At 67.5% G+C, this 25,693-nt stretch carries 25 protein-coding genes and 1 tRNA gene; 16 read left to right on the forward strand and 10 right to left on the reverse strand.

Translation table 11 applies throughout. The annotated features are described in order from the left end of the window. Positions 1-90: 90 nt before the first annotated feature. The 3 genes from ACJMKZ_RS14610 to ACJMKZ_RS14620 all read right to left on the reverse strand — a co-directional run bounded on the left by ACJMKZ_RS14610 (position 91) and on the right by ACJMKZ_RS14620 (position 3,856). Positions 91-2,265, reverse strand: coding sequence for a TonB-dependent receptor (locus ACJMKZ_RS14610; RefSeq protein ID WP_405233937.1), 2,175 nt, complete (start codon positions 2,263-2,265; stop codon positions 91-93). Between the two features lie 344 nt (positions 2,266-2,609). Beyond that, a complete protein-coding gene (locus ACJMKZ_RS14615) occupies positions 2,610-3,188 on the reverse strand; it encodes a GNAT family N-acetyltransferase (RefSeq protein ID WP_405233938.1) in 579 nt (192 codons plus the stop codon). After that, positions 3,185-3,856 (reverse strand): HAD hydrolase-like protein, encoded by a 672-nt coding sequence (locus tag ACJMKZ_RS14620; protein ID WP_405233939.1) that lies wholly within the window; start codon positions 3,854-3,856, stop codon positions 3,185-3,187. The genes ACJMKZ_RS14615 and ACJMKZ_RS14620 overlap by 4 nt, the downstream gene beginning before the upstream one ends. A 135-nt stretch (positions 3,857-3,991) precedes the next feature. Between ACJMKZ_RS14620 and leuC the strand changes: the two genes are divergently transcribed. Together leuC and leuD are read left to right on the forward strand one after the other, a co-directional pair. Continuing rightward, on the forward strand, positions 3,992-5,407 hold the full coding sequence (gene leuC, locus ACJMKZ_RS14625; RefSeq protein WP_405233940.1) for a 3-isopropylmalate dehydratase large subunit: 1,416 nt from the start codon (positions 3,992-3,994) through the stop codon (positions 5,405-5,407). Between the two features lies 1 nt (position 5,408). Next, positions 5,409-6,026: a 3-isopropylmalate dehydratase small subunit gene (gene leuD, locus ACJMKZ_RS14630; RefSeq protein WP_405233941.1), complete on the forward strand. Its 618-nt coding sequence runs from the start codon at positions 5,409-5,411 to the stop codon at positions 6,024-6,026. 34 nt (positions 6,027-6,060) lie between these two features. Here leuD and purU read toward each other — a convergent pair whose 3' ends face one another. Together purU and ACJMKZ_RS14640 are read right to left on the reverse strand one after the other, a co-directional pair. Continuing rightward, positions 6,061-6,939, reverse strand: coding sequence for a formyltetrahydrofolate deformylase (gene purU, locus ACJMKZ_RS14635; protein ID WP_405233942.1), 879 nt, complete (start codon positions 6,937-6,939; stop codon positions 6,061-6,063). Further along, positions 6,936-8,084 carry an aminotransferase class V-fold PLP-dependent enzyme gene (locus ACJMKZ_RS14640; protein WP_405233943.1) on the reverse strand — a complete coding sequence of 383 codons (1,149 nt, stop codon included), beginning with the start codon at positions 8,082-8,084 and terminating at the stop codon, positions 6,936-6,938. The genes purU and ACJMKZ_RS14640 overlap by 4 nt, the downstream gene beginning before the upstream one ends. 213 nt (positions 8,085-8,297) lie before the next feature. Here ACJMKZ_RS14640 and ACJMKZ_RS14645 point away from each other — a divergent pair, with 213 nt between their 5' ends. After that, complete coding sequence (locus ACJMKZ_RS14645; RefSeq protein WP_405233944.1) at positions 8,298-9,488, forward strand: amino acid aminotransferase; 1,191 nt, start codon at positions 8,298-8,300, stop codon at positions 9,486-9,488. Between the two features lie 7 nt (positions 9,489-9,495). On the opposite strand, the gene ACJMKZ_RS14650 is transcribed toward ACJMKZ_RS14645, so the two are convergent. Then, positions 9,496-9,963, reverse strand: a complete 468-nt coding sequence (locus ACJMKZ_RS14650; RefSeq protein ID WP_405233945.1) for an Lrp/AsnC family transcriptional regulator — start codon at positions 9,961-9,963, stop codon at positions 9,496-9,498. Between the two features lie 129 nt (positions 9,964-10,092). Here ACJMKZ_RS14650 and ACJMKZ_RS14655 point away from each other — a divergent pair, with 129 nt between their 5' ends. The 4 genes from ACJMKZ_RS14655 to ACJMKZ_RS14670 are packed head-to-tail and all read left to right on the forward strand — an operon-like array spanning position 10,093 to position 14,754. Next, positions 10,093-11,190, forward strand: a complete 1,098-nt coding sequence (locus ACJMKZ_RS14655; protein WP_405233946.1) for a Leu/Phe/Val dehydrogenase — start codon at positions 10,093-10,095, stop codon at positions 11,188-11,190. Positions 11,191-11,215: 25 nt separating this feature from the next. Further along, positions 11,216-12,457: a thiamine pyrophosphate-dependent enzyme gene (locus tag ACJMKZ_RS14660; RefSeq protein ID WP_405233947.1), complete on the forward strand. Its 1,242-nt coding sequence runs from the start codon at positions 11,216-11,218 to the stop codon at positions 12,455-12,457. A gap of 3 nt (positions 12,458-12,460) precedes the next feature. Further along, the gene (locus ACJMKZ_RS14665) at positions 12,461-13,477 is read left to right on the forward strand and encodes an alpha-ketoacid dehydrogenase subunit beta (protein WP_405233948.1); all 1,017 of its coding nucleotides are present in this window, start codon (positions 12,461-12,463) and stop codon (positions 13,475-13,477) included. Further along, positions 13,474-14,754 (forward strand): dihydrolipoamide acetyltransferase family protein, encoded by a 1,281-nt coding sequence (locus ACJMKZ_RS14670; RefSeq protein ID WP_405233949.1) that lies wholly within the window; start codon positions 13,474-13,476, stop codon positions 14,752-14,754. Before ACJMKZ_RS14665 ends, ACJMKZ_RS14670 begins: the two co-directional genes overlap by 4 nt. A gap of 36 nt (positions 14,755-14,790) precedes the next feature. Here ACJMKZ_RS14670 and ACJMKZ_RS14675 read toward each other — a convergent pair whose 3' ends face one another. After that, complete coding sequence (locus ACJMKZ_RS14675; RefSeq protein WP_405233950.1) at positions 14,791-15,996, reverse strand: CaiB/BaiF CoA transferase family protein; 1,206 nt, start codon at positions 15,994-15,996, stop codon at positions 14,791-14,793. Positions 15,997-16,173: 177 nt separating this feature from the next. Between ACJMKZ_RS14675 and ACJMKZ_RS14680 the strand changes: the two genes are divergently transcribed. Genes ACJMKZ_RS14680 through def form a run of 3 tightly spaced genes read left to right on the forward strand, consistent with a single transcriptional unit; the run spans position 16,174 to position 18,452 of the window. Then, positions 16,174-17,130: a hydroxymethylglutaryl-CoA lyase gene (locus ACJMKZ_RS14680; RefSeq protein ID WP_405233951.1), complete on the forward strand. Its 957-nt coding sequence runs from the start codon at positions 16,174-16,176 to the stop codon at positions 17,128-17,130. Continuing rightward, positions 17,127-17,924 (forward strand): formate/nitrite transporter family protein, encoded by a 798-nt coding sequence (locus ACJMKZ_RS14685; protein WP_405233952.1) that lies wholly within the window; start codon positions 17,127-17,129, stop codon positions 17,922-17,924. Before ACJMKZ_RS14680 ends, ACJMKZ_RS14685 begins: the two co-directional genes overlap by 4 nt. Then, complete coding sequence (gene def, locus ACJMKZ_RS14690) at positions 17,925-18,452, forward strand: peptide deformylase (RefSeq protein WP_405233953.1); 528 nt, start codon at positions 17,925-17,927, stop codon at positions 18,450-18,452. Between the two features lie 13 nt (positions 18,453-18,465). On the opposite strand, the gene ACJMKZ_RS14695 is transcribed toward def, so the two are convergent. Further along, positions 18,466-18,542, reverse strand: a tRNA-Met gene (locus tag ACJMKZ_RS14695). Between the two features lie 126 nt (positions 18,543-18,668). On the opposite strand from ACJMKZ_RS14695, the gene ACJMKZ_RS14700 reads away from it, so the two are divergent. From ACJMKZ_RS14700 to ACJMKZ_RS14710, 3 genes are all read left to right on the forward strand, one after another. Continuing rightward, the gene (locus tag ACJMKZ_RS14700; RefSeq protein ID WP_405233954.1) at positions 18,669-19,193 is read left to right on the forward strand and encodes a PH domain-containing protein; all 525 of its coding nucleotides are present in this window, start codon (positions 18,669-18,671) and stop codon (positions 19,191-19,193) included. Continuing rightward, the gene (locus tag ACJMKZ_RS14705; RefSeq protein WP_405233955.1) at positions 19,180-20,700 is read left to right on the forward strand and encodes a PH domain-containing protein; all 1,521 of its coding nucleotides are present in this window, start codon (positions 19,180-19,182) and stop codon (positions 20,698-20,700) included. Before ACJMKZ_RS14700 ends, ACJMKZ_RS14705 begins: the two co-directional genes overlap by 14 nt. A 67-nt stretch (positions 20,701-20,767) precedes the next feature. Then, complete coding sequence (locus ACJMKZ_RS14710) at positions 20,768-21,265, forward strand: hypothetical protein (RefSeq protein ID WP_405233956.1); 498 nt, start codon at positions 20,768-20,770, stop codon at positions 21,263-21,265. A 66-nt stretch (positions 21,266-21,331) separates the two neighbouring features. Here the strand turns inward: ACJMKZ_RS14710 and ACJMKZ_RS14715 are convergent, their stop codons facing one another. Beyond that, positions 21,332-21,520, reverse strand: coding sequence for a hypothetical protein (locus ACJMKZ_RS14715; RefSeq protein ID WP_405233957.1), 189 nt, complete (start codon positions 21,518-21,520; stop codon positions 21,332-21,334). Between the two features lie 6 nt (positions 21,521-21,526). Next, positions 21,527-22,618 (reverse strand): redox-regulated ATPase YchF, encoded by a 1,092-nt coding sequence (ychF, locus tag ACJMKZ_RS14720; protein ID WP_405233958.1) that lies wholly within the window; start codon positions 22,616-22,618, stop codon positions 21,527-21,529. A 133-nt stretch (positions 22,619-22,751) separates the two neighbouring features. Here ychF and ACJMKZ_RS14725 point away from each other — a divergent pair, with 133 nt between their 5' ends. The 3 genes from ACJMKZ_RS14725 to ACJMKZ_RS14735 are packed head-to-tail and all read left to right on the forward strand — an operon-like array spanning position 22,752 to position 25,603. After that, complete coding sequence (locus ACJMKZ_RS14725; RefSeq protein ID WP_405233959.1) at positions 22,752-23,453, forward strand: glutathione S-transferase family protein; 702 nt, start codon at positions 22,752-22,754, stop codon at positions 23,451-23,453. Positions 23,454-23,469: 16 nt separating this feature from the next. Further along, a complete protein-coding gene (locus tag ACJMKZ_RS14730) occupies positions 23,470-24,357 on the forward strand; it encodes an SDR family oxidoreductase (protein WP_405233960.1) in 888 nt (295 codons plus the stop codon). Then, positions 24,350-25,603, forward strand: a complete 1,254-nt coding sequence (locus ACJMKZ_RS14735) for a sialidase family protein (RefSeq protein ID WP_405233961.1) — start codon at positions 24,350-24,352, stop codon at positions 25,601-25,603. The genes ACJMKZ_RS14730 and ACJMKZ_RS14735 overlap by 8 nt, the downstream gene beginning before the upstream one ends. The last annotated feature ends 90 nt before the right edge of the window (positions 25,604-25,693 follow it).

A 25,693-nucleotide genomic window follows, 5' to 3' on the forward strand; every position in this document is an offset into this window, starting at 1 on the left:
GGCCCGCCCTGCCGGACCCCAGAAAAGAAAACGCCCCGCTGAGGGGGCGTTCTCCCGGAACCTGCCGGCGGGTGCCGGCGAGGACGTGCCTCAGCGCGCGCCGAAGTTCCAGCGGCCGCGCACCTGCCAGGTCATCGGCGGCGTCCAGTAGTTGAGGAAGAGGTTCGAGGTAACGTACTCCTCGTCCGAGCAGTTATTGCACTCGGCGGTCACGGACCACACGCCTTCGTCATCCACCAGCGAGACGCCGGCGTTGACGATGACTTCGGTGTCGTTCTCGCCCAGCTGACGCGTGCCGACCACGTTCGGCCCGATGAACCGGGACGAGAGGTTCGGCTGCAGCGAAGCACCGAGCGCCTCGACGGGGAAGTCGAGAAACGCGCCCAGCGTCAGCGTCCAGTCGGGCGAGCGCTTCGGATCGGCCACGTTGCAGTTGCCGTCGAGCGCCGCGAAGTCCGTGTTGGGCACGGTGCAGGCGGCGATCTGATCGGAGATGTCGACGTATTCCGCGTCCTGCAGGCCCAGCGAGACGAACAGGTTCAGCCAGTCCGTCGGTACGGCGTTCACCTCGAGCTCGAATCCGGTTACCTCCAGGCCGCCGGCGTTGGTGGTCAGGAAGTTGCCCGACGGTGTCGCCGAAGTGGTCTGCAGGTCCTCGAGGTCCGTGTAGAAGAGCGTGCCGTTGGCTCGTACCAGGTTATCGAACATGTCGGCGCGGAAGCCGAGTTCGTAGGCCCAGAGCTTCTCCGGCCCGAACGGCTCCATGGTCGCCGCCAGCGCCTCGCGGGCGTTCCAGCCGCCTGACTTGAAGCCCCGGGTGGCGGAGGCGTAGACCATCAGGTCGTCGGAGTAGTCATACTTCAGTGCGATGCGCGGCGTGACGATGGATTCTTCCTGCTCCACCGGGATACCGGCGGCGACCAGGTTCGCGGTCTCGAGCGTAATGGTGCCCGGGATCACGCCACGGGCGCCGATGTTGTCCGTGATCGAGATTTCCTTCGTCTCGTCGGTGTAGCGGGCACCGAGAGTCAGCGTCCACTGGTCCGAGAGGGCGTAATCACCCTGCGCGTAGACGGCCCAGCTGTCGGTGGTGTTCTCCATCACGCGGTCGGCCAGCAGAAACGAGCCGAATAACCAGTCCGCGAAGTCGGTCTCGTTGTCCTCGTTCAGGTAGAAGACGCCGGAGACGAAATCGAGCTTGTCGTCGAAATAACGGGCCGACCACTTGACCTCGGCCGTGAACTGCTCATGGACGCCGTTATTGTCGATCCAGAAGAAGTCGTCCGCGTCACCCACCGCATTCGGGAAGTTGAGGAAGAAATCCTGCTCGAGGTCTCGCCAGCCGACGATGAACTCGAGTTCGCCCGCGGGCGCGGCGTAGGTCAGGTCCGAGATGATGCTGGTGGTCTCGGAGACACTGCCGTAGTCGGACTTCTGCTGATAGCTGATCGGCACGAAGCCGCCGGTGATCGAGAAGTTCAGGAAATCGAAGGCGGTGGTCGGTGCACCCAGGGGTGCCACGGAGGTGGAGACCCGGTCGTCGCCGACGAGATCGCCGTGGATGTTGCCGGCCTCGTCGTCGATGTACTCCAGAGTCAGGTCCCACGTCAGCATGTCCGTCGGCATGTAGCGGAAGTCCGCCCGCAGGCCGATGCTGTCGCGCACGTTGTAGTCGCCGCCGACGGCCGGGTTTCGATTCTCCAGCCAGCCGTCGTTGGAGATGTGGTAGCCGGAGAACTTGGTCAGGAAGGTGTCGCTGACGGGGATGTCCACGCTGCCGCGCACCCGGTACTCGCTGTAGCGGCCGAAGCCCGCTTCTACGAAACCGCCCATCTCCGGCGACGGGTCCTTCAGCACCACGTTGATGGCACCGCCCGTCGTATTGCGCCCGAAAAGCGTCCCCTGCGGGCCTCGCAGCACCTCGATGCGCTCGACGTCGAACAGCGTGAAGTTGTTGGCGTTCTGCCGGGACACGTAGACGCCGTCGATATAGGTGCCGACCGGCGGGTCGAAGGTGGCGATGGACTCGTCGTTGCCCTGGGCGCGCATGTAGTACATGTTCGCGCTGCCGATACCCGTGTTGTTGCCGCCGAAGAGGTTCGGCACGACGTTGATCAGGTCGAGGGTGTCCTCCACCTGCAGCGCCTCCAGCGCCTCGTCATTGTATGCACTGACCGCTACCGGCACGTCCTGAATGGACGCTTCGCGGCGCTCGGCGGTGACGATGATTTCCTCTACCTGGGCGCTGGCACCCGCGGAAAACAACAATGGCACCAGCAAGGCCGGGAGGGTTGCGATCGGGCCCGGCCCGCTTCGAAAAGATTTGCTCATGGGTACTCCCCTGCTCAGAAAAAGATAGAACATTCAGTGTTTTCGGGACGTTCCGGCTCTTCCCTGCAAATCCGTAACGCAGACAGCCCCCGTCGTGGGAATCCTGCCTGATACGCGGGGCATTTTCAAAACAATACGTAGATGTCGCGACCGGGCAACAGCAGGGACCGGCGACGGCCACGGCGGATTCTCACCACGGCCCGATCCGATAATCGGCAGCAGATTGTATACAATTTAGGCGTAAGCCTTTGATTTTCAGTGCGAATTGAATCCGCGGCTCAGAGCGGCCTGACCATGAGCAGCCAGTCTCCGCCGTGGGCCGCCCCGGGCCAGGGCACGATCGGGGCCCGGGCTTCCACCCGATAGGCGAGGCGTTCGTAGAGGCGTTTCGCGCCGGCGTTCTCCTCGGCGACGATCAGACTCAGACCGGGAGCCCCGGCCTCGCGGGCCATGGACTCGGCCAGGCCCATCAGGCGCGTACCCGCGCCGAGACCGCGGGATTCGGGGAAGGTGGCGAGCGCATTGACGTACCAGGTCCCGGGTGCCGCGGCCTCCAGTTCGACGAGCGGCCTCACCACAGCCGGTAGCTCGGCGAGGTCCGGCAGCTCGTAGGGGTCGGGCTGGCGGTACGAGAGCAACATACCGATGATGTGTCCCGACGTATCCACACAGACCCTGGCGTTGCGGTAACTGAAACCGCCCTCTTCCCTGGCTGCCCGCTCGCAGCCGACCTGTTCGGCGGTCTGGCCGGACTCCGCCGAACGGGACCAGAGCCAGCTCGGGATCCCCTCGCCGGCGATGTCGATCAGCCTGGCAAGAGCGGGCGCATCTTCGGGTCGTGCGTTACGGATATTCATTGCCTGTCCTCCTTGTGCTGCGGCATCGCCCGGGCGACGCAGCCCGGGAGCCTGCCGGGGCTCTCGCACAGGACGTCCGCGCCGGCCTGCACGAGTTCGCGACGGCTGCCGAAGCCCCACAGTACGCCGACCGAGGAGACACCCGTCCGCCGCGCGCCGATCACATCGTCCCTGCGATCCCCGATCATCACCGATGCGCCTGCGTCCAGGCCGTGCGCCGAGAGCGCATGGCCGATCAGCGCGGCCTTGTCGGAGCGGCTGCCGTCCAGGTGGGCACCCACCACGTCCGCGAAATAGCCCGCCAGTCCGAAGTGCCCTATGACGCGCCGCGCGAAGACCGTGGGTTTGGTGGTCACCACCAGCATGGTGCCACCGTCGCTGGCGAATCCCTCAAGCACATCGTCGATGCCCTCGTGCAGCCGGTTCTCGTACAGGCCGGTGTCCGTGTAGCGCTCCCGGTACAGGGCCACGGCGGCGCGAACCCGGCCCTCGTCCTGCGTCCCGAGCAACTCGCGGAAGCTCACGAACAGAGACGGACCGATATAGCGCTCCAGGGAGGCGAGCGGCGGCGGCTCCCTGCCCATGCGTTCCAGCGCGTAGGCGATGCAGCGGGTGATGCCCTCACGGGGATCGGTGAGGGTGCCGTCGAGGTCGAAGAATAGATTCATGGCAACGTCTTCACACGGCTCGTTCAGGCGACTTGAGGCGGCGGGCGGCTGCGCCTATCTTGTGGTAATCCCGCGCAGAGTCAATTCGGAGTCGGGACTCGAGAACAGGGAACCGGCAACCCGCAGGAATACTTCATGGCCCGGACGCTGGCCGAGAAAATCTGGTCGCAGCACGCGGTCGCCGACCTGGGCGACGGCACGACGCTGCTCTACATCGACCGCATCTTCCTGCACGAGCGCACCGGCAGCATCGCGCTGAAGGGGCTGGAGGCCGCCGGCCGCTCCGTCCGCGACCCGGAGCAGGTGTTCTGCACCATGGACCATATCGTCGACACCTTCCCCGGCCGCTCGGACATCACGATCATGCCGGGCGGCACTGAGTTCATCACCGCCACCCGGGCGGCGGCCAGGGAGGCCGGCATCCGCACGTTCGACATCGGCGACCCGAGCCAGGGCATCGTGCACGTGGTCTCGCCGGAACAGGGCATCGCCCTGCCCGGCGTGACGCTCGTCTGCCCCGACAGTCATACCGGCACCGTGGGCGGGCTCGGCGCGCTGGCCTGGGGCATCGGCTCCACCGAGGCCGAGCATGCGCTGGCCACGAAGACGTTGGCGGTGACCCGGCCGAAGCAGATGCGGGTCACCTGCTCCGGGCAGCTGCCGTTCGGCGTGACCGCAAAGGACATGATCCTGGCGCTGATCGGCCGGCACACGGCGTCGGGCGGCGTCGGCTACGTGGTGGAGTTCGCCGGCGAGGCGGTCCGGGCGCTGGACGTGGAGGCCCGGCTCACGCTGTGCAACATGGCGGTGGAGTTCGGCGCCTGGAGCGGCATCGTCGCGCCCGACGAGAAGACCTTCGAATACGTGCAGGGCCGGCCCTTTGCACCGGAGGGCAACGACTGGAAGAAGGCGCTCGCTCACTGGCGTTCGCTGGCCACCGACGAGGACGCGGCGTTCGACCGGGAGATCGAACTGGACGCGGCGGCTATCGTGCCCCGGGTCACCTGGGGCACCAGCCCGCAGCACGAACTGCCGGTGGACGGCACGATACCGGACCCGGCCGGCGAGCCGGATGCCAACCGGCGCAAAGCCATGGAGCGGGCGCTGGACTACATGGCGCTCGCGCCGGGCCGGCCGCTCGCCGGCACTCCCATCGACGCCGCGTTCATCGGCTCCTGCACGAACAGCCGGCTGAGCGATCTGCGCGCGGCAGCCGGCGTGCTGCGGGGGCGGCGCGTCGCCGACGGCATCAAGGCCATCTGCGTGCCGGGCTCCAGCCGGGTCAAGGCGGCGGCCGAGGCGGAAGGACTCGACCGCGCCTTCACCGAGGCGGGTTTCGAGTGGCGCGAATCCGGCTGCTCCATGTGCTTTTTCGCCGGCGGCGAGCATTTCGGCCGCGAGGAGCGCGTGATCACCAGCACCAACCGCAACTTCGAGAACCGGCAGGGGCCCGGCACCCGTTCCCACCTGGCCAGCCCCGCCACCGTGGCGGCGTCGGCGATCGCCGGCCGCATCGCCGACGTGCGGAAATTCGCGCCGGAGGAAGACTGAGATGGAACCGTTCGTGAACCACAGCGGCATCGCCGCACCGCTGCTGCGCATCAATATCGACACGGATGCCATCATCCCGAGCCGGGAGATGAAGCGGGTATCCAAGGAGGGGCTCGGCGAGGGCCTGTTCGCGAACTGGCGCTACCGGGACGTGGCCGCCCGGGAGGAGGACCCGGACTTCGTACTGAATCGCGAGCCCTTCCGCCACGCCACGATCCTGCTGGCCGGCGAGAACTTCGGCTGCGGGTCGTCCCGGGAGCACGCGGTGTGGGCGTTGAAGGACTTCGGCTTCCGCGCGGTCATCGCGCCCGGCTTCGGCTCCATCTTCTACGGCAACTGCGTGCGCAACGGCATCCTGCCCGTGCGCCTCGCCGAGCCGGACATCGAGGCGATCGCCCTGCACGTGGACGCCGAGCCCGCCCAGCGGGTGACCATCGACCTGCCGGCGCAGACGGTCACCGACGCGGCCGGCGCGGACTATCCCTTCGAGATCGGCGCCGGGGACAAGGAGATGCTGCTGGAGGGCCTCGACCCCGTCGCGAAGACCATGAAGCTGGACGAAGAAATCCGCGCCTTCCGCGAGCGCGATCGCCGCGAAAGGCCCTGGATCTACCTGTAGGACAGCCGGTCGGGGCGTCGGCCAGGCGAACCGGTCAGGGGAAGACGACGGTCTTCACGCCGTTCAGCAGGATGCGGCGCTCCACGTGCCAGCGCACGGCCCGGGCCAGCACGCTCGCTTCCGTCTCCCGGCCGATGCCGGTCATCTCACTCTCCGTCGTGGCGTGGGTCACGCGCCGCACGTCCTGCTCGATGATCGGACCCTCGTCCAGGTCTTCGGTGACGTAGTGCGCCGTCGCGCCGATCAGCTTCACGCCCCGCTCGTGGGCCTGCCGATAAGGCATCGCCCCCTTGAAGCTCGGCAGGAAAGAGTGGTGGATGTTGATGCAGCGGCCCGCCAGCTCCCGGACCATGCCGGCCGACAGGATCTGCATGTAGCGGGCCAGCACGACCAGCTCGATGCGGTGCTCGCGGACGAGGCGCAGCACCTCCGCCTCCTGCTCGGGCCGGCTGTCCTTCGACACCGGCAAGTGCACGAAGGGGATGCCGTGCCACTCGACGAGCTCGCGGGCGTCGTCGTGATTGGAGACGACCAGCGGGATGTCTGCGCGGAGTGCGCCGGTCTCGCGCCGGTGCAGGAGGTCGCGCAGGCAGTGGTCGAATTTCGACACCATGATCATCACGCGCGGCGCTACCGCGCAGTCATGCAGTTCCCAGCCGATGCCGAGCCTCACCGCGAGCTCGCCGATCGCGGCGCCGAAGGCGGCGGCCGCCTCGTCCGAGGGCAGCAGCGCGTGCATGCGCACGAAGAACTCGTCGGTGCTGTCGTCGGCGAAAGACTGGGCGTCGCGGACGTCGCCGCCCTGCTCCGCCAGCGCGCCGGTCACCGCCGCCAGAATGCCCGGACGATCCGGGCAGTGCATCGTCAGGATGTACTCGCGGGACGGCTGCCCGGCATTTTCCGCGCCGCTCACAGGCGCTCCAGCGCCTCGCCCAGGCGGGCCACGGTGCGCTCGACGTTCGCCAGCTTGTCCAGCCCGAACAGCCCGATGCGGAAGCTGCGGTAGTCGGCCGGCTCGCCGCACATCAGCGGCACCCCCGCGGCGATCTGCAGGCCTTGCGCCGCGAACCGGCTGCCGTTCTGCATGTCGGGGTCGTCGGTGTAGGAGACCACCACCCCCGGCGCCTGGAAGCCCGGTGCGGCGACGCTGGGGAAGCCCGCCCCTTCCAGCACGGCCCGCACGCGCCGGCCGAGTTCCGCCTGTGCGTCGCGGGCGCGCTCGTAGCCGAAATCGCGCGTCTCGTGCAGGGTGTCACGGAACTGGCGCAGGCCGTCGGTGGGCATCGTGGCGTGGTAGGCATGCCCGCCGTTCTCGTAGGCCTGCATGATCTGCAGCCACTTCCGGAGATCGCAGGCGAAACTGCCACTCTCGCTCGCTTCCACGTACTCGCGCGCGCCGCGGCTCAGCATCACCAGGCCCGCGCACGGCGTGGAACTCCAGCCCTTCTGGGGCGCGCTGATCAGCACGTCGACGCCCAGCGCCTGCATATCCACCCAGAGGCAGCCGGAGGCAACGGAGTCCAGCACGAACAGCCCGTCCACCTCGTGCGCGGCATCGGCGACCGCGCGGACGTAGTCGTCGGGCAGCAGCAGGCCGGCCGACGTCTCCACATGGGGCGCGAAGACCACCGACGGTCGTTCCGCCCGGATGCGTTCGACGACCTCGTCGACGGGCGGGGGCACGAACGGCGCCCGGGAGCCCTCGCCGCTCTGTCGCGCGGCAAGCACCGTCGATCCGGCCGCGAATCCGCCCATCTCGAGAATCTGGGTCCATCGGTAGCTGAACCAGCCGTTACGCACGATGAGGCACTGCCGTCCCGTCGCGAGCTGACGGGCGACCGCCTCCATGGCGAAAGTGCCGCCACCCGGCACCACCACCACGGCGTCGGCGCCGTAGACGTCCTTCAGACCGGCCGAGATATCGTTCATGACCCCCTGGAAGAGGGCGGACATGTGGTTCAGCGAACGGTCGGTAAAGACCACCGAATACTCGAGCAGACCCTCTGGATCTACCTGGGGATCACTTGCAGGATCGATGTCGGATCGCTGTCCGGGCATGGCGCTTCCTCGTTGGGCGGGGTTGGCAAGGCAATGGCGACGTCAGTGGCAACAGCTGTGGCAAGAGCGGCGAGAGAATAGCAGCCGCGCCGGCACCTTCCCAGCGGTGCCCGGCGGCCAAATCCCCGGGCGAACGCGTTATGCTTAGACGGATTACACCGGATAACGCCGGCCCGCCGGCAAAACACCACACAACAAGGCGAATCAGACTCCATGTTCGAACAAGTCAAACCCGTCCCGCCCGATCCCATCCTCGGCATCATCGCCGCCTACGCCGCCGACACGAACCCGAAGAAGGTCGACCTCGGCATCGGCGTCTACCGCGACGAGGAGGGCGAGACGCCCGTACTCGGATCCGTCAAGGATGCGGAGGCCCGCCTTCTGCAGACCCAGACCAGCAAGGCCTACCTCGGCCCCGCCGGCGTGGCCGGATTCAACGAGGGCATGACCGAACTGCTGTTCGGCGCCGACAGCGAGGTGGTCCGGGCCGGCCGCGTGCGCACCATACAGACGCCCGGGGGCACGGGCGCGCTGCGCGTGGCAGGCGACCTCATCCACCGGGCCAGCCCCGGCACGGAGCTCTGGGCCAGCGATCCGACGTGGGGCAACCACCTCGCCCTATTCCCGGCCGCGGGGTTGCCCATGCACAGCTACCCCTATTTCGATCCGGAAACCAGCAGCCTGCGCTACGAGGACATGATGGAAGCCATCGGTCAGCGCGGTCCGGGCGACGCCGTACTGTTCCATGCCTGCTGCCACAACCCCTGCGGCGTCACGCCGGACCCGGACCAGTGGGAGGAGGTGGTGGATCTCGCCGCCGAGAAGGGCTTCACGCCGGTGATCGATACCGCCTACATGGGCTTCGAGCGCGGCCTGGAGGAGGACTGCCTGGCCGTGCGGCTGTTCGCGGAACGCTGCCCGGAGGTGATCATCGCGACTTCCTGCTCGAAGAACTTCGCGCTTTACCGGGACCGGGTCGGGGCGCTGACGGTGGTCACCGAGAATGCCGACCGGGCCAGCGCCGTGGAGACGGTCATCAACAAGCTGACCCGGGCGAACTACTCGATGCCGCCCGCCCACGGACCGGGAGTGGTCGACATCATCCTGCACGACGAGGAGCTGCGGGCCCGCTGGGTCGAGGAAGTGGACGGCATGCGCGATCGCATCAACGGCCTGCGGCGGGTGCTGGCGGAGAAGTTCCGCGACGCCGGCGTCGAGCGCGACTTCTCCTTCATGGAGCGCCAGTCGGGCATGTTCTCGTTCATGGGGCTGTCGGTGGATCAGGTGCGGCGGCTGCGCGACGAGTACTCCATCTACATGGTGGACTCCGGGCGCATCAACGTGGCGTCGCTGAACGCCGGCAACATCGACTACTTCGTCGAATCCGTGGCCGCCGTGCTCTGAGGCAGCGCTAGAGCGGCAGCACGGTGGTGTGTTTTATGCGCGACAGCGCGATGTTCGACGTGATCTCCTGAACGCCCGGCACCTGGGAGAGCTTCTCGAAGAAGAAGCGCTCGTAGGCCTTGATGTCCTCGGCGACGATGCGCAGCAGGAAATCCACCGTGCCCATGAGCAGGTAGCATTCCTGCACCTCCGGGAAGGCCCGGACGGCATCGGCGAAGGCGGAGAGGTTGCTGCGCCCGTGGGAGGTGAGCTTCACGAGCGCGAACACCATCGTGTTCAGCCCCACCTTCTCGGCATCCAGCACCGCGGCCTGGTCGCGGATCACGCCGGTTTCGCGCAGCCGCTGTATGCGCCGCCAGCAGGCGGACTGGGACAGCCCGATGGCCTCGCCGATGGCAGAGGCATTGATTCCCGGCTCCGTCTGGAGGAGATTGAGAATCTGGCGGTCGGTCTTGTCGAGATCGAGGGTCTGCATGGCAAAACCGTTTTGGCAGCTAATGACGCATTCATTATGCGCAGATCGTCGTTGATGCCAATGAAATTTCAGAAATAATTCCCTGTCACCGGGATATATTTGAAGGTTAGACACTGCAGGGGGCAGCCGGTGAGCGTATTCGACCATCCCGAATTCGATCAGCACGAATCCATCCACCACTTCTGTGATCCCGCGTCCGGGCTGGAGGCCATCATCGCCGTGCATTCGACGGCGCTGGGTCCCGCTGCCGGGGGCTGCCGCCGCTGGCAGTACGCCAGCGACGCCGATGCGCTGACCGACGCGCTGCGGCTGTCCCGTGGCATGACCTACAAGAACGCCATTGCCGAACTGCCGTTCGGCGGCGGCAAATCCGTCATCCTGGGCAGCGACCGGGCGCCGAAGTCGCCGGAACTGTTCGCCGCCTTCGGCCGCGCCGTGGCCTCCCTGCACGGGCGCTACATCACGGCCGAAGACGTCGGCATCAGCGTGGAGGACATGCGCGCGGTGCGGGCCGAAACCGAATTCGTCTCGGGCCTGCCCCAGAGCGGCGAGAGCGCCGGCGGCGACCCTTCGCCCTGGACGGCACTGGGCCTGTTCCTCGGCATCCGTGCGGCCGTCGAATCGAAACTGGGCACCGATTCGCTGCAAGGCATCCGCGTAGCCGTGCAGGGCGTCGGCCACGTCGGCTGGCACCTGTGCCGCCTGCTCCGTGAGGACGGCGCCGAGCTGATCGTCTCGGATGTCAACCGGCGCAACGCCGAACGAGCGCGCGAAGAACTCGGCGCCAGCGTGGTGCCGGTGGGCGAGTTGCTGGCCACGGAGGCCGAGGTGCTGGCACCCTGTGCACTCGGCAACATACTCACCTCCGCCAGCATCCCGCGGCTGCGGGTGAAGATCGTGGCCGGCGGCGCGAACAACCAGCTCTCGACGGCCGGAGACGGCGCCCGGCTGGCGGCACGCGGCATCCTGTACGCGCCCGACTACGTGATCAACGCCGGCGGCGTGATCAGCGTGGCGCGGGAGTACCTCGGCGGCAGCTCGAGAGAAGAGGTGCGCGCCGAGGTCAGCCGCATCCCGGATCGCCTGCGCGCCATCTTCGCCGAGGCGCAGGAGACGGGGCGGCCCACCAACGAGGTGGCCGACGAACTCGCTCGCCGCATCGTCGCCGGCGGCGCGCCGGCCCGGCCCGCGGAGGAGACAGCGCCCGCCGGCCGACAGGTTTCATGAGAATCTCAGGGGGGATCCTCGACGCATGACCAAAAAGTCACGCCTGCACATTCCGCATCCTGCGGCACGTCCCGGCGAAGAGCCGGATTTCAGCTACCTGCAACTGGAGCCCGCCGGCGCCCACGCCCGGCCGCCCATCGACGCGCGCACACGTGAGCTCGACGAGCTCAGCACGGGCCTGATCCGCGTGCTGGACGACGACCACAAGGCCGTGGGGCCCTGGGACCCCGACATCGATGCCGCCGAGCTGCAGCGGGCGCTGCGCTGGATGCTGCTCACCCGGGTCTTCGACGAGCGCATGTGGCAGGCCCAGCGCCAGGGCCGCATTTCCTTCTACGTGCAGTCGCTCGGCGAGGAGGCGGTCTCCATCGGCCAGGGCATGGCGCTCAGGCCCGGGGACATGTGCTTCCCCTCCTACCGCAGCCAGGCGCTGTTCCTGTACCGCGGTACGAAGCTGGTCGATCTCATGTCCCAGTGCCTCTCGAACACCCGGGACATGTGCAAGGGGCGGCAGATGCCCATCATGTATCACAGCCGGGACGGCAACATCTTCTCCGTCTCCGGCAATCTGGCCACCCAGTATCCGCACGCGGTGGGCTGGGCCATGGCGGCGGCCATCAAGGGCGAAGACCACGTGGCCACCAGCTGGCTCGGCGACGGCAGCACGGCCGAGGCCGACTTCCATCATGCGCTGACCTTCGCCGCGGTCTACCAGGCGCCGGTCATCCTGAACGTCGTGAACAACCAGTGGGCCATCTCCACCTTCCAGGGCTTCGCCGGCGGCGAGCGGCGGCCGTTCGCGGCACGGGGCCTCGGCCTCGGCATACCGGGCATCCGGGTGGACGGCAACGACCTGCTGGCGGTCTACGCGGTCACGATGTGGGCGGCGGAGCGCGCCCGGCGCGGCGGTGGACCCACCCTGATCGAACACGTCACGTATCGCGGCGGCGCCCACTCCACCAGCGATGACCCGTCCAAGTACCGGCCGAAGGACGAGTGGTCGGCCTTCCCGCTCGGCGACCCGATCGAGCGCCTGAAGGACCACCTGATCGCCATCGGCCACTGGTCGGAGGACAAGCACCAGGCATTGCGCGACGAACTCAAGGAGGAAGTCTCCGCCGCCTGGAAGGAGGCCCAGACCTACGGGACGATGACGGAAGGTCCCTGGCTGGATCCGTCGGAGATGTTCGACGACGTCTTCGCCGAGACGCCGCCGCACCTGGAAGCCCAGCGGCGGCAATTGCTCGAACTCGAAGAGGAGGACTGAGTCATGGCGCAGATGACCATGGTGCAGGCCATCCGTTCGGCGATGGACGTGATGATGGAGAAGAACCCGGACGTCATCGTCATGGGTGAGGACGTCGGCTACTTCGGCGGCGTATTCCGCTGCACGGACGGCCTGCAGAGGAAGTACGGCGAACACCGGGTGATCGACGCGCCCATCGCCGAGGGCGGCATCATCGGTGCGGCCATCGGCATGGCCGTGAACGGACTGAGGCCGGTGGCCGAGATCCAGTTCGCCGACTACATCTACCCCGGCTTCGACCAGGTGGTGAGCGAACTGGCCCGCATCCGGTACCGGACCGGTGGCGACTTCGACGCGCCGGTGACCATCCGCACGCCCTGCGGCGGCGGCATCCGCGGCGGTCAGACCCACTCCCAGAGCCCGGAGGGCATCTTCACCCACGTGAGCGGTATCAAGACCGTGATGCCGTCGAACCCGTATGACGCCAAGGGACTGCTGATCAGCGCCATCGAATCGCCGGACCCGGTGGTGTTCTTCGAGCCGAAGCGCATCTACCACGGCCCCTTCGACGGCGACCCCGACAAGCCCGCACTGTCCTGGTCCAACCACCCGAAGGGCGAGGTGCCCGAGGACTACTACACGGTGCCGCTGTCGAAGGCGGATCTCGTTACCGAGGGCGAGGACCTCACCATCGTCACTTACGGCACCATCGTGCACGTGGCCCAGGCGGCGGCGAAGCTGGCCGGCGTGAACGCGGAGATCATCGACGTGCGTACGCTGATGCCGCTGGACATCGACACGATTGCCGAGTCGGTGTGCAAGACCGGGCGCTGCCTGATCGCCCACGAGGCCACACGCTTCAGTGGCTACGGGGCGGAACTGACGGCGAGTATCCAGGAGGCCTGCTTCTACTACCTGGAGGCGCCGATCGAGCGGGTGACGGGCTGGGATACGCCCTACCCCCACGCTTTCGAATGGAAATACTTCCCCGGCCAGAAGCGTGTTGCCGCCGGGATCCGCAAGGTGATGGAGGCAGGATGAGCGAATACATCTTCAAACTCCCCGACCTCGCGGAAGGCACCACGGAAGCCGAAATCGGCGAGTGGAACGTGAAGGTCGGCGACCAGGTGGCCGAGGACGACGTCGTCTGCACCATGATGACGGAAAAGGCTGCGGTGGAAGTCTCCTCTCCGGTCTCCGGCAAGGTGACGAAGATCGCCGGCGAACCCGGCGACATGGTGCAGGTCGGCACGCCGCTGGTCGTCTTCGAGACGAAAGATGATGTAGGAGGGCCTTCAGGCCCGACGGACGACGAGGAAAAAGGAATAGGGGCTAAAGCCCCTCCTACAGGAGGTGCTGCAGACCAGGCCAGGAAACCCGAACCCCCGCCGGAGCATGTAGGAGGGCCTTCAGGCCCGACCCAAAAACCCGGGTCACCCAAACCCGCCCGCAAAGGCAAGGTCATCACGTCCCCCGCCATACGCCGCCGCGCCAAGGAAGCCGGCATCGACCTCACCGAGGTGGAAGGCTCCGGCCCCCGCGGGCGCATCCTGCGCGAGGACTTCGACCGCCACCTCGAGCAGCGCTCCGCCGGCGGCCCGGCGCCCTCGCCGCGCCGCGCCACGGGCGCCACCGAGGTGAAGATCATCGGCCTGCGCCGGGTCATCGCCGAGCGCATGGCGAAGGCGAAGCAGGAGATACCCCACTTCGCCTACGTCGAGGAGCTCGACGTCACCGAGCTCGAGGCCCTGCGCAAGCACCTGAACGGGAAGAAGTCCGACCCCGCCGAGCGGCTCACGCTGCTGCCGTTCATCGGCCTGGCACTCATCCGCGCGCTGGCCGACTTCCCTCAGTGCAATACCACCCACGATGCCGAGCGCAAGGTACTGCTGCGCCACAACCCGGTGCATCTCGGCGTCGCCACCCAGACCGGCGACGGGCTGAAGGTGCCGGTCGTGCGCCACGCGGAAGCCCGCGACCTGGACGACCTCGCCGGCGAGATCCGGCGGGTCACGGAGGCGGCCCGGGACAAGAGCGCGAAACCGGACGAGCTGAAGGGCTCGACCATCACCATCACCAGCCTCGGCAAGCTGGGCGGGATCGTCTCCACGCCGGTCATCAATCAGCCCGAGGTGGCCATCATCGGCGTGAACAAGGCGGTGCAACGCCCGGTGATCGTCGACGGCCAGGTGACGGCGCGACTCATGATGAACCTGTCGTCCTCCTTCGATCACCGCTTCGTGGACGGCTACGACGCGGCCGCCATGATTCAGCGCATGAAGGAGCTGCTGGAGCACCCGGCGACGCTGTTCATCTAAGTCGCGTCAGCTTACAGGCGACTTCGCGGCTGCCGGCTACTCGCCGGCGGCAAGGCCGCGTTCGAACAGGCCGCCGATCTCCTCGTCCGTGTAGCCGAGTTCGCCGAGCACCTCGGCCGTGTGCTGCCCCTGGCGCGGCACGTCCTGGTGCCGGCCGAAACGCTCGCCCGCCATCTCCAGCGGCAGCGCCGGCAGCTTCGCGGTCTCGCCGGCGTGCTCGCCGCCGGGCACGGTGACCTCCACCAGTCCCTCGCCGGCATTCAGGTGCGGATCGTCGAACATCTCCTCCGGCCTGGCAATCGGCGCGAACGGCAGGCCCGTCTGCTCGAGCTTTTCCATCAGCTCGGCCTTGGTGTAGGAGCGGAAAGTCTCCCTGATGACCGGGATGATGCGGTCCCGCTGCCGCACGCGGTCGCCGTTGGCCGCCAGCGTCTCGTCGGCGGCGAATTCCGTCAGGCCGAACGCCTCGCAGAACAGGCGCCACTGGGTGTCGCTCACGACCCCTACGAATACCTGCTCGTCGTCGCCGGTGTCGAACACCTCGTACACCGCCCAGGCGGAGATGCGCGCCGGCATCGGCGCCGCCGGCGTGCCCGTGACCGCGTACTGGGCCATGTGCTGGCCCACCAGGAACACCGTGTTCTCGAACAGCGAGCTGACCACCTTCTGCCCTTCGCCGGTGCGATGGCGCTGCTCGAGCGCGGCCAGCACGCCCATGGCGCCGAACATGCCGCCCTGTACGTCGATGACGCTCGCCCCGGCACGCAGCGGGCGGCCCGGCGGCCCGGTCATGTAGGCGAGACCGCCCATCATCTGCGCCACCTCGTCCAGCGCCGTGCGGTGCTCGTAGGGACCGGCCAGGAAGCCCTTCTCGGAGCAGTAGATCAGGCGGGGGTTCAGCGCGTGCATCACCTCCCAGCCGAAGCCGAGCTTGTCCATGGCCCCCGGCCGGAAGTTCTCGATGAGCACGTCGGCCGACTCCGCCAGCTTCAGCGCCGCGGCCTTGCCCTCGGCGGACTTCAGATCCAGGCAGATCGAGCGCTTGTTGCGGTTGTACATCGGGAAGTAGCCCGCGCCGGAGCCGAGCAGCCGCCGGGTGTTGTCGCCTTTCACCGGCTCGACCTTGATGACGTCGGCGCCCATGTCCGCCAGCAGCAGTCCGCAGGCGGGCCCCATCACCATGTGGGTGAACTCGACCACCCTGATGCCGGCCAGCGGCAGGTCTTCCCGGTCTCGTGTCATCGTCGTGCTCTCATCCGTAGGAGGGCCTTCAGGCCCGACCCGATCGAAGCATGCAGGAGGGGCTTCAGCCCCGATCCAGCAAGTCCACAGTCGGGCCTGAAGGCCCTCCTACGGGTTGGGGACGTTAGCGTAGGATAGTATGGTTGTCATCCGCACGTCAGCCGAGTAACGGAGACCATGAGTACGAACACTACGCGCATCCTGGTGAGCGAGGTCGGACCCCGGGACGGCCTGCAGAGCATCGAATCCACCATGCCCACGGAGGCGAAGAAGGCCTGGATCGCCGCCGAGGCGGAAGCCGGCGTGCGCGAAATCGAGGTGGGCTCGTTCGTGCCGCCGAAGCTGTTGCCCCAGCTGGCCGACACGGCGGAGATCGTCCGCTACGCCCGCACCCTGCCCGGCCTCACGGTGGCCGCCCTGGTGCCGAATCTCAGGGGCGCGCAGGACGCCGTGGCCGCCGGCGCCCACAAGATCACGCTGCCGCTGTCGGTCAGCGAGACCCACAGCAAGGCGAACCTGCGCAAGACGCACGCCGAGGTGCTTGAAGAGGTGCGCGCCATCGCCCAGCTGCTGGGCACGCTGCCGGCGGACGAGCGCCCCGGGTTCGAGGGCGGGCTGTCCACCGCGTTCGGCTGCACGCTCGAGGGACCGGTGGACGAGCGCAAGGTCGTCGAATTCGCCGTCAGGCTGATGGAACTTGGCTGCGACGAGGTGGGGCTCTCCGACACCACCGGTTACGCGAATCCGGCGCAGCTGCAGCGGCTGGTCAGGCTGGTGCGCGCCGAAGTGGGGGACGACGCACTCACCGGCGTGCACCTGCACAACACCCGCGGGTTGGGGCTGGCGAATGCGCTGGCGGCACTGGACGTCGGCATCACCACCCTGGATGCCTCCCTCGGCGGCATCGGCGGCTGTCCGTTCGCGCCGGGCGCCAGCGGCAACATCGTCACCGAGGATCTCGTGTTCATGCTCGACAGCATGGGTTACGACACCGGCATCGACATCGAGAAGCTGCTGAGAGTGCGCGACATCGTCCGCGAGGCGCTGCCCGACGAGGAGCTCTACGGCTTCACCCCCGACGCCGGACTGCCCAAAGGCTACCGTGCGCCCTGGGGCCTGCCGTCCGCCGCATGAACGAGAAAACCGAAAAGAAGGAAGCAGAAGAACGGCAACGCCTGCGTTCGCCGGTCATCTACGAGATCGTGCGCCGCGAGGGCATCGAGGAGCTGCGCCGGCCCACCTCCTCCCTTTGGTGGTCCGGGCTCGCGGCCGGCGTCGGCATCTCCGCGTCGCTGCTGGGCACGGGCCTGCTCTTCCATTATCTGCCCGCGGCCGACTGGGCACAGGCGGTCACGAGTTTCGGTTACTGCCTCGGCTTTCTCATCGTCGTCCTCGGTCGCCTGCAGCTGTTCACGGAGCAGACAGTCACCGCGGTGCTGCCGCTGCTGAAGAACCCGAAACGGGAAAACTGGATCGGACTCGGCCGGCTGTGGGGCGTCGTCCTGATCGCGAACCTGACCGGCACTTTCCTGACCGCGGTCTTCATCGTGGCCGCAGGACCGGTGCATCCTGAGCATCTCCAGGCCATGCTCGAGGTGAGCGGGAAATTCGCCCTCATGACTCCCGGAGAGGCAATCGGCCTGGGCATCCCCGCCGGCTTCCTGGTGGCCGCCATGGTCTGGATGATTCCCAACGCCAAGGGCAGCGAGTTCTGGGTGGTGATCGCGATGACCTATCTCATCGCCCTGGGCGGCTTCGCCCACGTCATCGTCGGCTCGTCCGAGGTATTCCTGCTGCAGCTGTCGGGCGAGCTCGGGATCGTCGAGGGCGTGTTCGGCCTGATCCTGCCCAGCCTGCTCGGCAACATTCTCGGCGGCACGGGACTCTTCGCACTGCTCGCCTACGGCCAGGTGCAGGAGGAGTTCTGAATGGCCATCCGGCCGATCCTGCGGATGGGCGATCCCCGACTGCGCCAGGTCTCCCGGCCCGTCGAAGCCTTCGACACGCCCGAGCTGCACGACCTGATCGCGGACATGTTCGACACCATGGCCGACGCCGACGGCGCCGGGCTCGCCGCGCCCCAGATCGCCGTGCCGCTGCGGGTCATGATCTTCGGCGTGGAATCGAACCCGCGCTACCCCGATGCCGAACCGGTACCGACCACCGTGCTGGTGAACGCCAGCTACGAAGTGCTCGACGAGACGCAGACGAGCGGCTGGGAGGGCTGCCTCTCCGTACCCGGCATGCGCGGCCGGGTGCCCCGCTATCGGCGTATCCGATACCGGGGCTTCGACCCGCACGGCGAGCCGGTCGAGCGCGAGGCGGACGGCTTCCACGCCGTGGTCTTCCAGCACGAGTACGACCATCTCGACGGCATCCTGTACCCGGACCGCATCGTCGAGAAAGAGAAATTCGGGTTCGAGCGCGAGCTGATCGAAGCCGGCGTCTTCGCTTAGCGGGCGGTGTAGATGGTGGTGATGGGTGGATTTGAACCACCGACCTCAGCATTATGAGTGCCGCGCTCTGACCAACTGAGCTACATCACCACGGCAGGGGACCCCCGGGTCGGGGGCGAGAATTGTCGGCCGCGGGGGCCGCGGAGTCAAGCGCCGCTGCCGCGTCCTTGCTGCCGGTATAATCCCGGTCCTTCTTTGCCCCAGACCGCCTCCCCGATGTTCGAGAACGCCGAGATACCACTGGAATCCCTGCCCTCCGTGGAGGAGGTCAGCTGGCAGCCGATCGCCCGCAGCTACCTGGCGGAACTCATCGCCGGGCACGTCATCGGCCTCGGCATCGTGCTCCTCGTGGCGTTCGGCGGCACGGCCCTCGGCATCATCAACGCGCCCGGTTCCGTGCCGAAGGGCGTGGCGCTCTATGCCGCCATGCATCTGCTCGCGGTCGCCGTCTGGTCGCCGCTGTCGGTCCGGCACCGGGGCTACGCGCTGCGCGAGCACGACCTCCTGTATCGGCTCGGCGTGCTGCGCCGCAAGCTCATCGCGATCCCGTTCAACCGCATCCAGCACGTCGAGACCACCAGCGGCGTCACCGAGCGTCTGTTCGGCCTGGCCACGCTCGTGGTCTACACCGCCGGCGGCAGCGGTGGCGATCTCAAGATCCGCGGGCTCGAGGCCGACCAGGCACACCGGCTGCGGGAACACATCCTGCGCCGTGCCGGACAAGCCGATGAGTCCGGCTGAAGCGCACGGCTGGCAGCGGGCCTCGCCGCTGTCGGTGCTGTTTTACGTCGGCCAGATACTGCGCGGGGTGGCCCGCAACCTGTTCCAGGCCGTCGTGCCCGCCACCGCGGTGGTAATCAGCACGGGCTGGGCGACACAGGATCGGCTCTACAGTCTGGCCGGTGCGCTCTTGGTCGTGCTGATTCTGGTGGCCGTCGGGCGCTGGCTGCGGTTCCGTTTCCGCATCGACGAAGAAGGCATCCGCATCCGCCAGGGCATATTCCAGCGCGAGGAACTGGATATCGGCTACGACCGCATCCAGGGCATCAACACCACCCAGAACCCGATCTACCGGCTGTTCGGCCTCGTGGACCTGAAGCTCGATACCGCAGGCTCCGCGACGGCCGAGGGCCACCTGCCGGCCATCCCGGCCGGCCTGGGCGAGCGGTTGCGGGGACGCATCCGGCGCCGCAAGGACGAGAGCGCGGATAGAGTGGCCGGCACGGAGGAAGCAGACTCCGACGAAGGCGAGACCCTGCTGGCGCTGTCCCCCGGCGACATGGTCCGGATCGGCCTTACGAGCAACGGAGCGCTCATCCTGCTCGCCGTGCTGGCGCCTCTCGCCGATGAGCTCGGCGAACGCGCCGGTCCCTGGCTCGAGCGCACGTTCGGACCGGTCGCCGACACGCTGCAGGGCCTTTCCGCCGGTGCAGCGGCTTTCGTAGCCGTCGCCAGCATCCTGGCCGCTGCCATGGTCCTGATGGGCATCTCGGTTCTGGGCGCCTTCCTGCGCCATCACGGCTACACGCTCAGCACCGACGGCGAGGTGATCCGCTCCCGCGGCGGACTGCTCACCACCCACGAGCATTCCATGGGGCTCGGCAAACTGCAGGTGCTGCGCATCCGCCAGGGACCGCTGCTGCGGCTGTTCGGCGCCTTCCGCATGGTCGCCAAGCAGGCCGCCAGCCACGCCGTCAACACGCGCAAGAGCTTCCTGATCCCGCTGGCATCGCCGTCGCTCGTCCAGCGCGCGCCGGCCGTGTTCTTCGGCGACGAAGGCCGCGAGCTCGATCTGCGCATGGACGGCAACGGCTTCCATTCGATTTCGCAGCGCTACGTCCGCTCCCGGACGCTGCTGTTCGGCGCGATCGGCGCCGTGACCGGACTGCTGCTGCTCGCCATCAACGTCCCCTGGCCCGTCGCCGCCGTCATCGCCCTGCTCGTACCCGCAGGCGCCTGGCCCCTGATCCGTCGCCGATACGCGCGCTGGGGCCTCGCGCTCACCGCGGATGCGGCCGTAGTGCGCCAGGGCTTGGTTGGCTCAACGCTGCAGGCATTCCTGTTGCGCAAGGTGCAGCGGGTGGATGTCGTCCAGTCACCGTTCCAGCGCCGCCACGGCCTGGTCACGCTGCAGTTCGTGCTGGCGGCGGAGACGGTAACCGTGCCCTGGCTCGACGAGACCGTGGCGCTGCGCCTCTGCGACCGGGTGCTCTACCGGGTGGAATCCAGCCGCCTGGCCTGGCTGTAGGAGGGCCTTCAGGCCCAATCAGAGAATCAATCGGGCCTGAAGGCCCTCCTACTGTGGATCTTGGACGATGATGATGACGCGCGCCAGCAGCCGAATTCCCGCTTGGACTTGCTTGTCGATGACGCTCGCACTCTGCACAGGAGGATGCGCCGTCGGGCCGGACCCGACCGGCGATTGGGTCTCGGCGGAAAGCGAGACTCCCCGCACCCTCGTGCTCGAGAACCGGAGGCTCCGGGGTACCTGGGGACGCGCGTCCGAAGATGGTCGCTACCCGAGCGGCAGCTACGACCTCGCGCGCGTCGACACGAACCGCTACACCGGCACCGCCCGCGCGACCTGGCAATGCTGGTACTACGAGCGCGGTTATCGCCGCGAGAACGCGTGCGAGGCCGAGTATCCGATCGAACTGACCCAGACGGGCCACAACCGCATCGAGGGTCGCCTCTTCATGCCGAGCCTCGACGCGCAGCTTACCGACGAGGAACGCGCCCGTGCCTGCGACGCCTGTGACGGCAACCGGGAGAGCGTCTGGCAGGGGTTCCTGTGGGTGCGTGAAGACGAGTAGAGCGCGACATTCCGGCGGGACCTCGCCGATCAGCGGATGCGCGCACAAGGAGACGGCCCGCCGGCGTTAATCGGCGCAACACGCCTCGAGATAGGTTGCGTGGGCGGACTCCGGGTCGGCCTCATAGCCCGCGATGATCCGCTCCAGCGCCGCCCGGTCCGGCCGGATGGCGATGATCCGGCTGTCTTTGGCCCGGAACAGGCCCGGCGTCATACCGACGTTGATGCCGAGCAGCGTTGCGTGCGTCCGTCGCATGATCCGTCAGACGTTGAACCGGAAGTGCATCACGTCGCCCTCCTTGACGACGTAGTCCTTGCCTTCCAGACGGAGTTTGCCGGCCTCCCGGGCCCGAGCCTCGCCGTTCTTCGCCACGTAGTCGTCGTAGGCGATGACCTCCGCGCGTATGAAGCCCTTCTCGAAGTCCGTGTGGATCTCGCCGGCGGCCTGGGGTGCCGTGGCGCCGACGTGCACCGTCCAGGCCCTCACCTCTTTCGGCCCGGCGGTGAAGAAGGTCTGCAGTCCCAGGAGCCGGTAGCCAGCGCGGATCACCCGGTTCAGACCCGGTTCCTCGAGGCCCAGGTCCGCGAGGAATTCCGCCTTCTCGTCCTCGTCGAGCTGGGCGATCTCCGCCTCGATGGCCGCGCACACCGCCACCACCTCGGCACCCTCGGACGCAGCCAGTCCCCTGAGAGCGTCCAGGTAGGGATTGTTCTCGAAACCGTCTTCGTTGACGTTGGCGATGTACATCACCGGCTTGCCCGTCAGCAGGAAGAGCTCCCGCAGATCCGCGCGCTCGTTGTCGTTCAGCTCGAGGGTGCGCAGGGGTGCGCCGGTATCCAGGTGCGCCTTCACCCGCTTGAGCAGGTCACGCCAGGCCACGGCCTTCTTCTCGTTGGTCTTGGCCGCGCGCTCGGCCTTGTCCAGCGCCTTCTCCACCGACTCCAGGTCTGCCAGCGCCAGTTCGGTGTTGATGACCTCGGCATCGCCCACCGGGTCCACCCGGCCCGCCACGTGGGTGACGTCGTCGTTCTCGAAGCAGCGCACCACGTGCGCTATGGCGTGGGTCTCGCGGATGTTGGCCAGGAACTTGTTGCCGAGGCCCTCGCCCTTGGAGGCACCCGCCACCAGGCCGGCGATGTCGACGAACTCCATCGTGGTGGGGATCACCTTCTCGGGACGGACAATAGCCGCCAGACGCTCCAGCCGGGGATCCGGCACGGGCACCACGCCCACGTTGGGGTCGATGGTGCAGAACGGGTAGTTCTCCGCCGCGATCTCCGCCGCGGTGAGTGCATTGAATAGCGTGGACTTGCCCACGTTGGGCAGTCCCACGATGCCGCATCTGATTGCCATGGTCCGGATCCGTGCGCCCGCGCCGGCAGCGGGGCTCTGTATAATCGAATTAACTCAAGGGGCGTCCGACAGGGCGCGTATCCTAACAAGAATGCCCGGCCCGCATAAGCCGCCGAATCCCCCCGGAGGACCGATGGTCAAGCTCTACCAGTTCGAGGTCTCGCCGTTCTGCGAGAAGGTCAAACGGGTGATGAACCTGAAGAAGGTCTCCTACGAGATCGTCGAGGTGCCGATGCTCGCCTTCCTGCGCGGCAAGGCGAAGGCCGTGTCGTCCACCAACAAGCTGCCGGCCATCGAGGACGGCGGCGTGCGGCTGGCGGATTCCACCGACATCGTCGAGTACCTGGAGGAGAAGTACCCGGAGCCGCACGTCTACCCCATCGTCCCGGCCGAGGTGGCCATGTGCCACGTGCTGGAGGACTGGGCGGACGAGTCCCTGTACTTCTACGAGTTCTACCTGCGCTTCGCGGTGCCGGAGAACGCCCGGCGCTGGGCGCCGGAACTGCTGAAGTACGACCCCGAGTGGTTTCAGAAACTGGGGCCCAGGATCATCCCGCGCGCGGCGCTGAAGGCGACCCGGGCCCAGGGCATCGGTCGCAAGTCGCCGGAGACCATCGCGAAGGACCTGAATCGCCACGTCGATGCCATCGACGGCCTGCTCGGCGACCGGAAATGGCTGGTGGGCAAGACCCTCAGTATCGCGGACATCTCGGTGTTCGTGATGCTGCAGTGTCTGCAGGGTGTGCCCGAGGGGGAGGCCGCGCTGGCGCGGAAGAAGGACGTGCGACGCTGGATGCAGCGGGTGGACGAGGCCACCATGGCGCCGGTGCTCTAAGCCACGGAGGAAGACCATGTTCAGAGACGACCTGCTGAAGGGCAAGCGCATCCTGGTGACCGGAGGCGGCACCGGCCTCGGCAAGGTGATGACCGAGCAGTATCTGCGGCTGGGTGCCGAACTCTACATCTGCGGCCGACGCCAGTCCGTGCTGGACGACACAGCCGGGGAGCTGACGGAGAAGCACGGCGGCCGGGTGAACACGCGCACGCTGGACATCCGCAACGCCCAGGCGGTGGACGAGGTGATCGACGGCATCTTCGCCGAGGGCCCGCTGGACGGCCTGGTGAACAACGCCGCCGGCAACTTCGTCAGCCCGACCAAGGATCTCTCGCCGCGGGGTTTCGACGCCATCGCCAGCATTGTCTTCCACGGCACCTTCTACGTCACCCACGCGGTGGGCCGGCGCTGGATCGAACGGGGTCACAAGGGCAGCGTCATCTCCATCACCACCACCTGGGTGCGCAACGGCTCGGCCTTTGTCGTGCCCTCGGCCATGTCGAAGTCCGGCATCGATGCCATGACCAAGTCGCTGGCCACCGAATGGGGCCGCTACGGCATCCGCCTGAACTGCATCGCGCCGGGGCCCTTCCCGACCAAGGGCGCGTGGGAGCGGCTGAACCCGGGCTCGAAGGCGGCGGAGAAGCAGGCCTCGATGGAGCAGTCGAACCCCTGGGGCCGTTACGGGGAGATGCCGGAACTCGCGAATCTCGCCACCTTCCTCATGGCCGACGGCTGCGACTACCTCTCCGGCGAGACCATCGCCATCGACGGAGCCCAGGGCCTCGCCACCGGCGGCAACTTCTACTCCCAGCTGATCGACGTCACCGACGACGAATGGGACGAGATGCGCGAGGAGATCCGCAAGGCGAACGAGCGGGACAAGGCAGCGCGGAATGGGTAATCCGCTGGTCCACCGTTTCTGCGCTCTGCTCGCCATTGTCTGTCTGCTGCCGGCGGTTGCAACGGCGGCCGACGGCGGCGCCTTCCCCTGGAAGGGGGTCGAAGCGGTCCCCTCGCCTGCCGGTCCCGACAGCGGTCAGCCGCACCTGGCCGTGTCGCCGCACGGCACGGTGATGTTGAGCTGGCTCGAGCCTGCCGGCGACGGTCAGGCGCTGCGCTACTCCCGGCTGGACGGCGAGGCCTGGAGCGAACCCGTGGAGATCGCCCGGGGCGACGACTGGTTCGTGAACTGGGCCGACTTTCCCTCGGTCGTCCCCGTCACCGACACCGTGTGGGCGGCCCACTGGCTCGCGAAATCCGCCGACTCCACTTATGCGTATGACGTGATGCTGACGGTGTCCGACGATGCCGGCGAAACCTGGTCGGAACCCTTCCGCCCCCACACCGACGGCACGCCCACGGAGCACGGATTCGTCACGATTTTTCCCTGGCAGGATGCCATCGGCGTCGTCTGGCTGGACGGGCGCAACATGACGGGAGGCCACGGCGACCATGGCGGCGGCGGCATGACGCTGCGCTCGGCAGTCGTGACGCCCGGGGGCGAACTGCTCGGGGGGGGACTGGTGGACGGACTGGTCTGCGACTGCTGCCAGACCGATGCGGTGGTGACCGAAGACGGCCCGCTGATCGTCTACCGCAACCGCACCGAAGACGAGATCCGCGACATCCAGGCCGTCCGCGCCGACGGCGGCGACTGGGGCGAGCCGGTCGCAGTCCATGACGACGGCTGGAAGATTGCAGGCTGCCCGGTCAACGGACCTGCACTTTCCACCGATGGACGCCAGATCGACGTGGCCTGGTTCACGGCTGCGGAAGAGCCGGAGGTGCGATTCGCACGGTCGTTCGATGGCGGCGTGACCTGGACCGACCCTGTCACGATAGAGGGGCGATTCAGCGGAAAGAGGCCTCCGTGGGGCAGAGTGGACGTAGTGACCCTCGACGACGGCAGCTCTCTGGTGAGCTGGGTCACCCGTGCCGGCGCCGGAAAGGGGAAAGTGGCGATGGGCTGGGTCGGCAGCGATGGACAGGTCTCTTCGCGTCAGGCAGTGCTCCCGAACCCGGAGCCTGCTCGTCAAGTCGGCTTCCCACAGATGGTGCGAGACGGCGACGACCTGATCGTGGCATGGACGGCGGCAGAGGGCGAGGATTCGCACCGCGTGCAAACCGTTCGCGTAACACGCAGGTAGAAGGGCCTTCAGGCCCGATCCGCTGTGGGAGAGCCTTCAGGCCCGATGCGCGGTTCTATCCGCGCTGGTCCGCCATCGACTGGGGTGGAC

This window comes from Lentisalinibacter salinarum, assembly GCF_040706555.1.
GTDB lineage: Bacteria > Pseudomonadota > Gammaproteobacteria > Steroidobacterales > Woeseiaceae > Lentisalinibacter > Lentisalinibacter salinarum.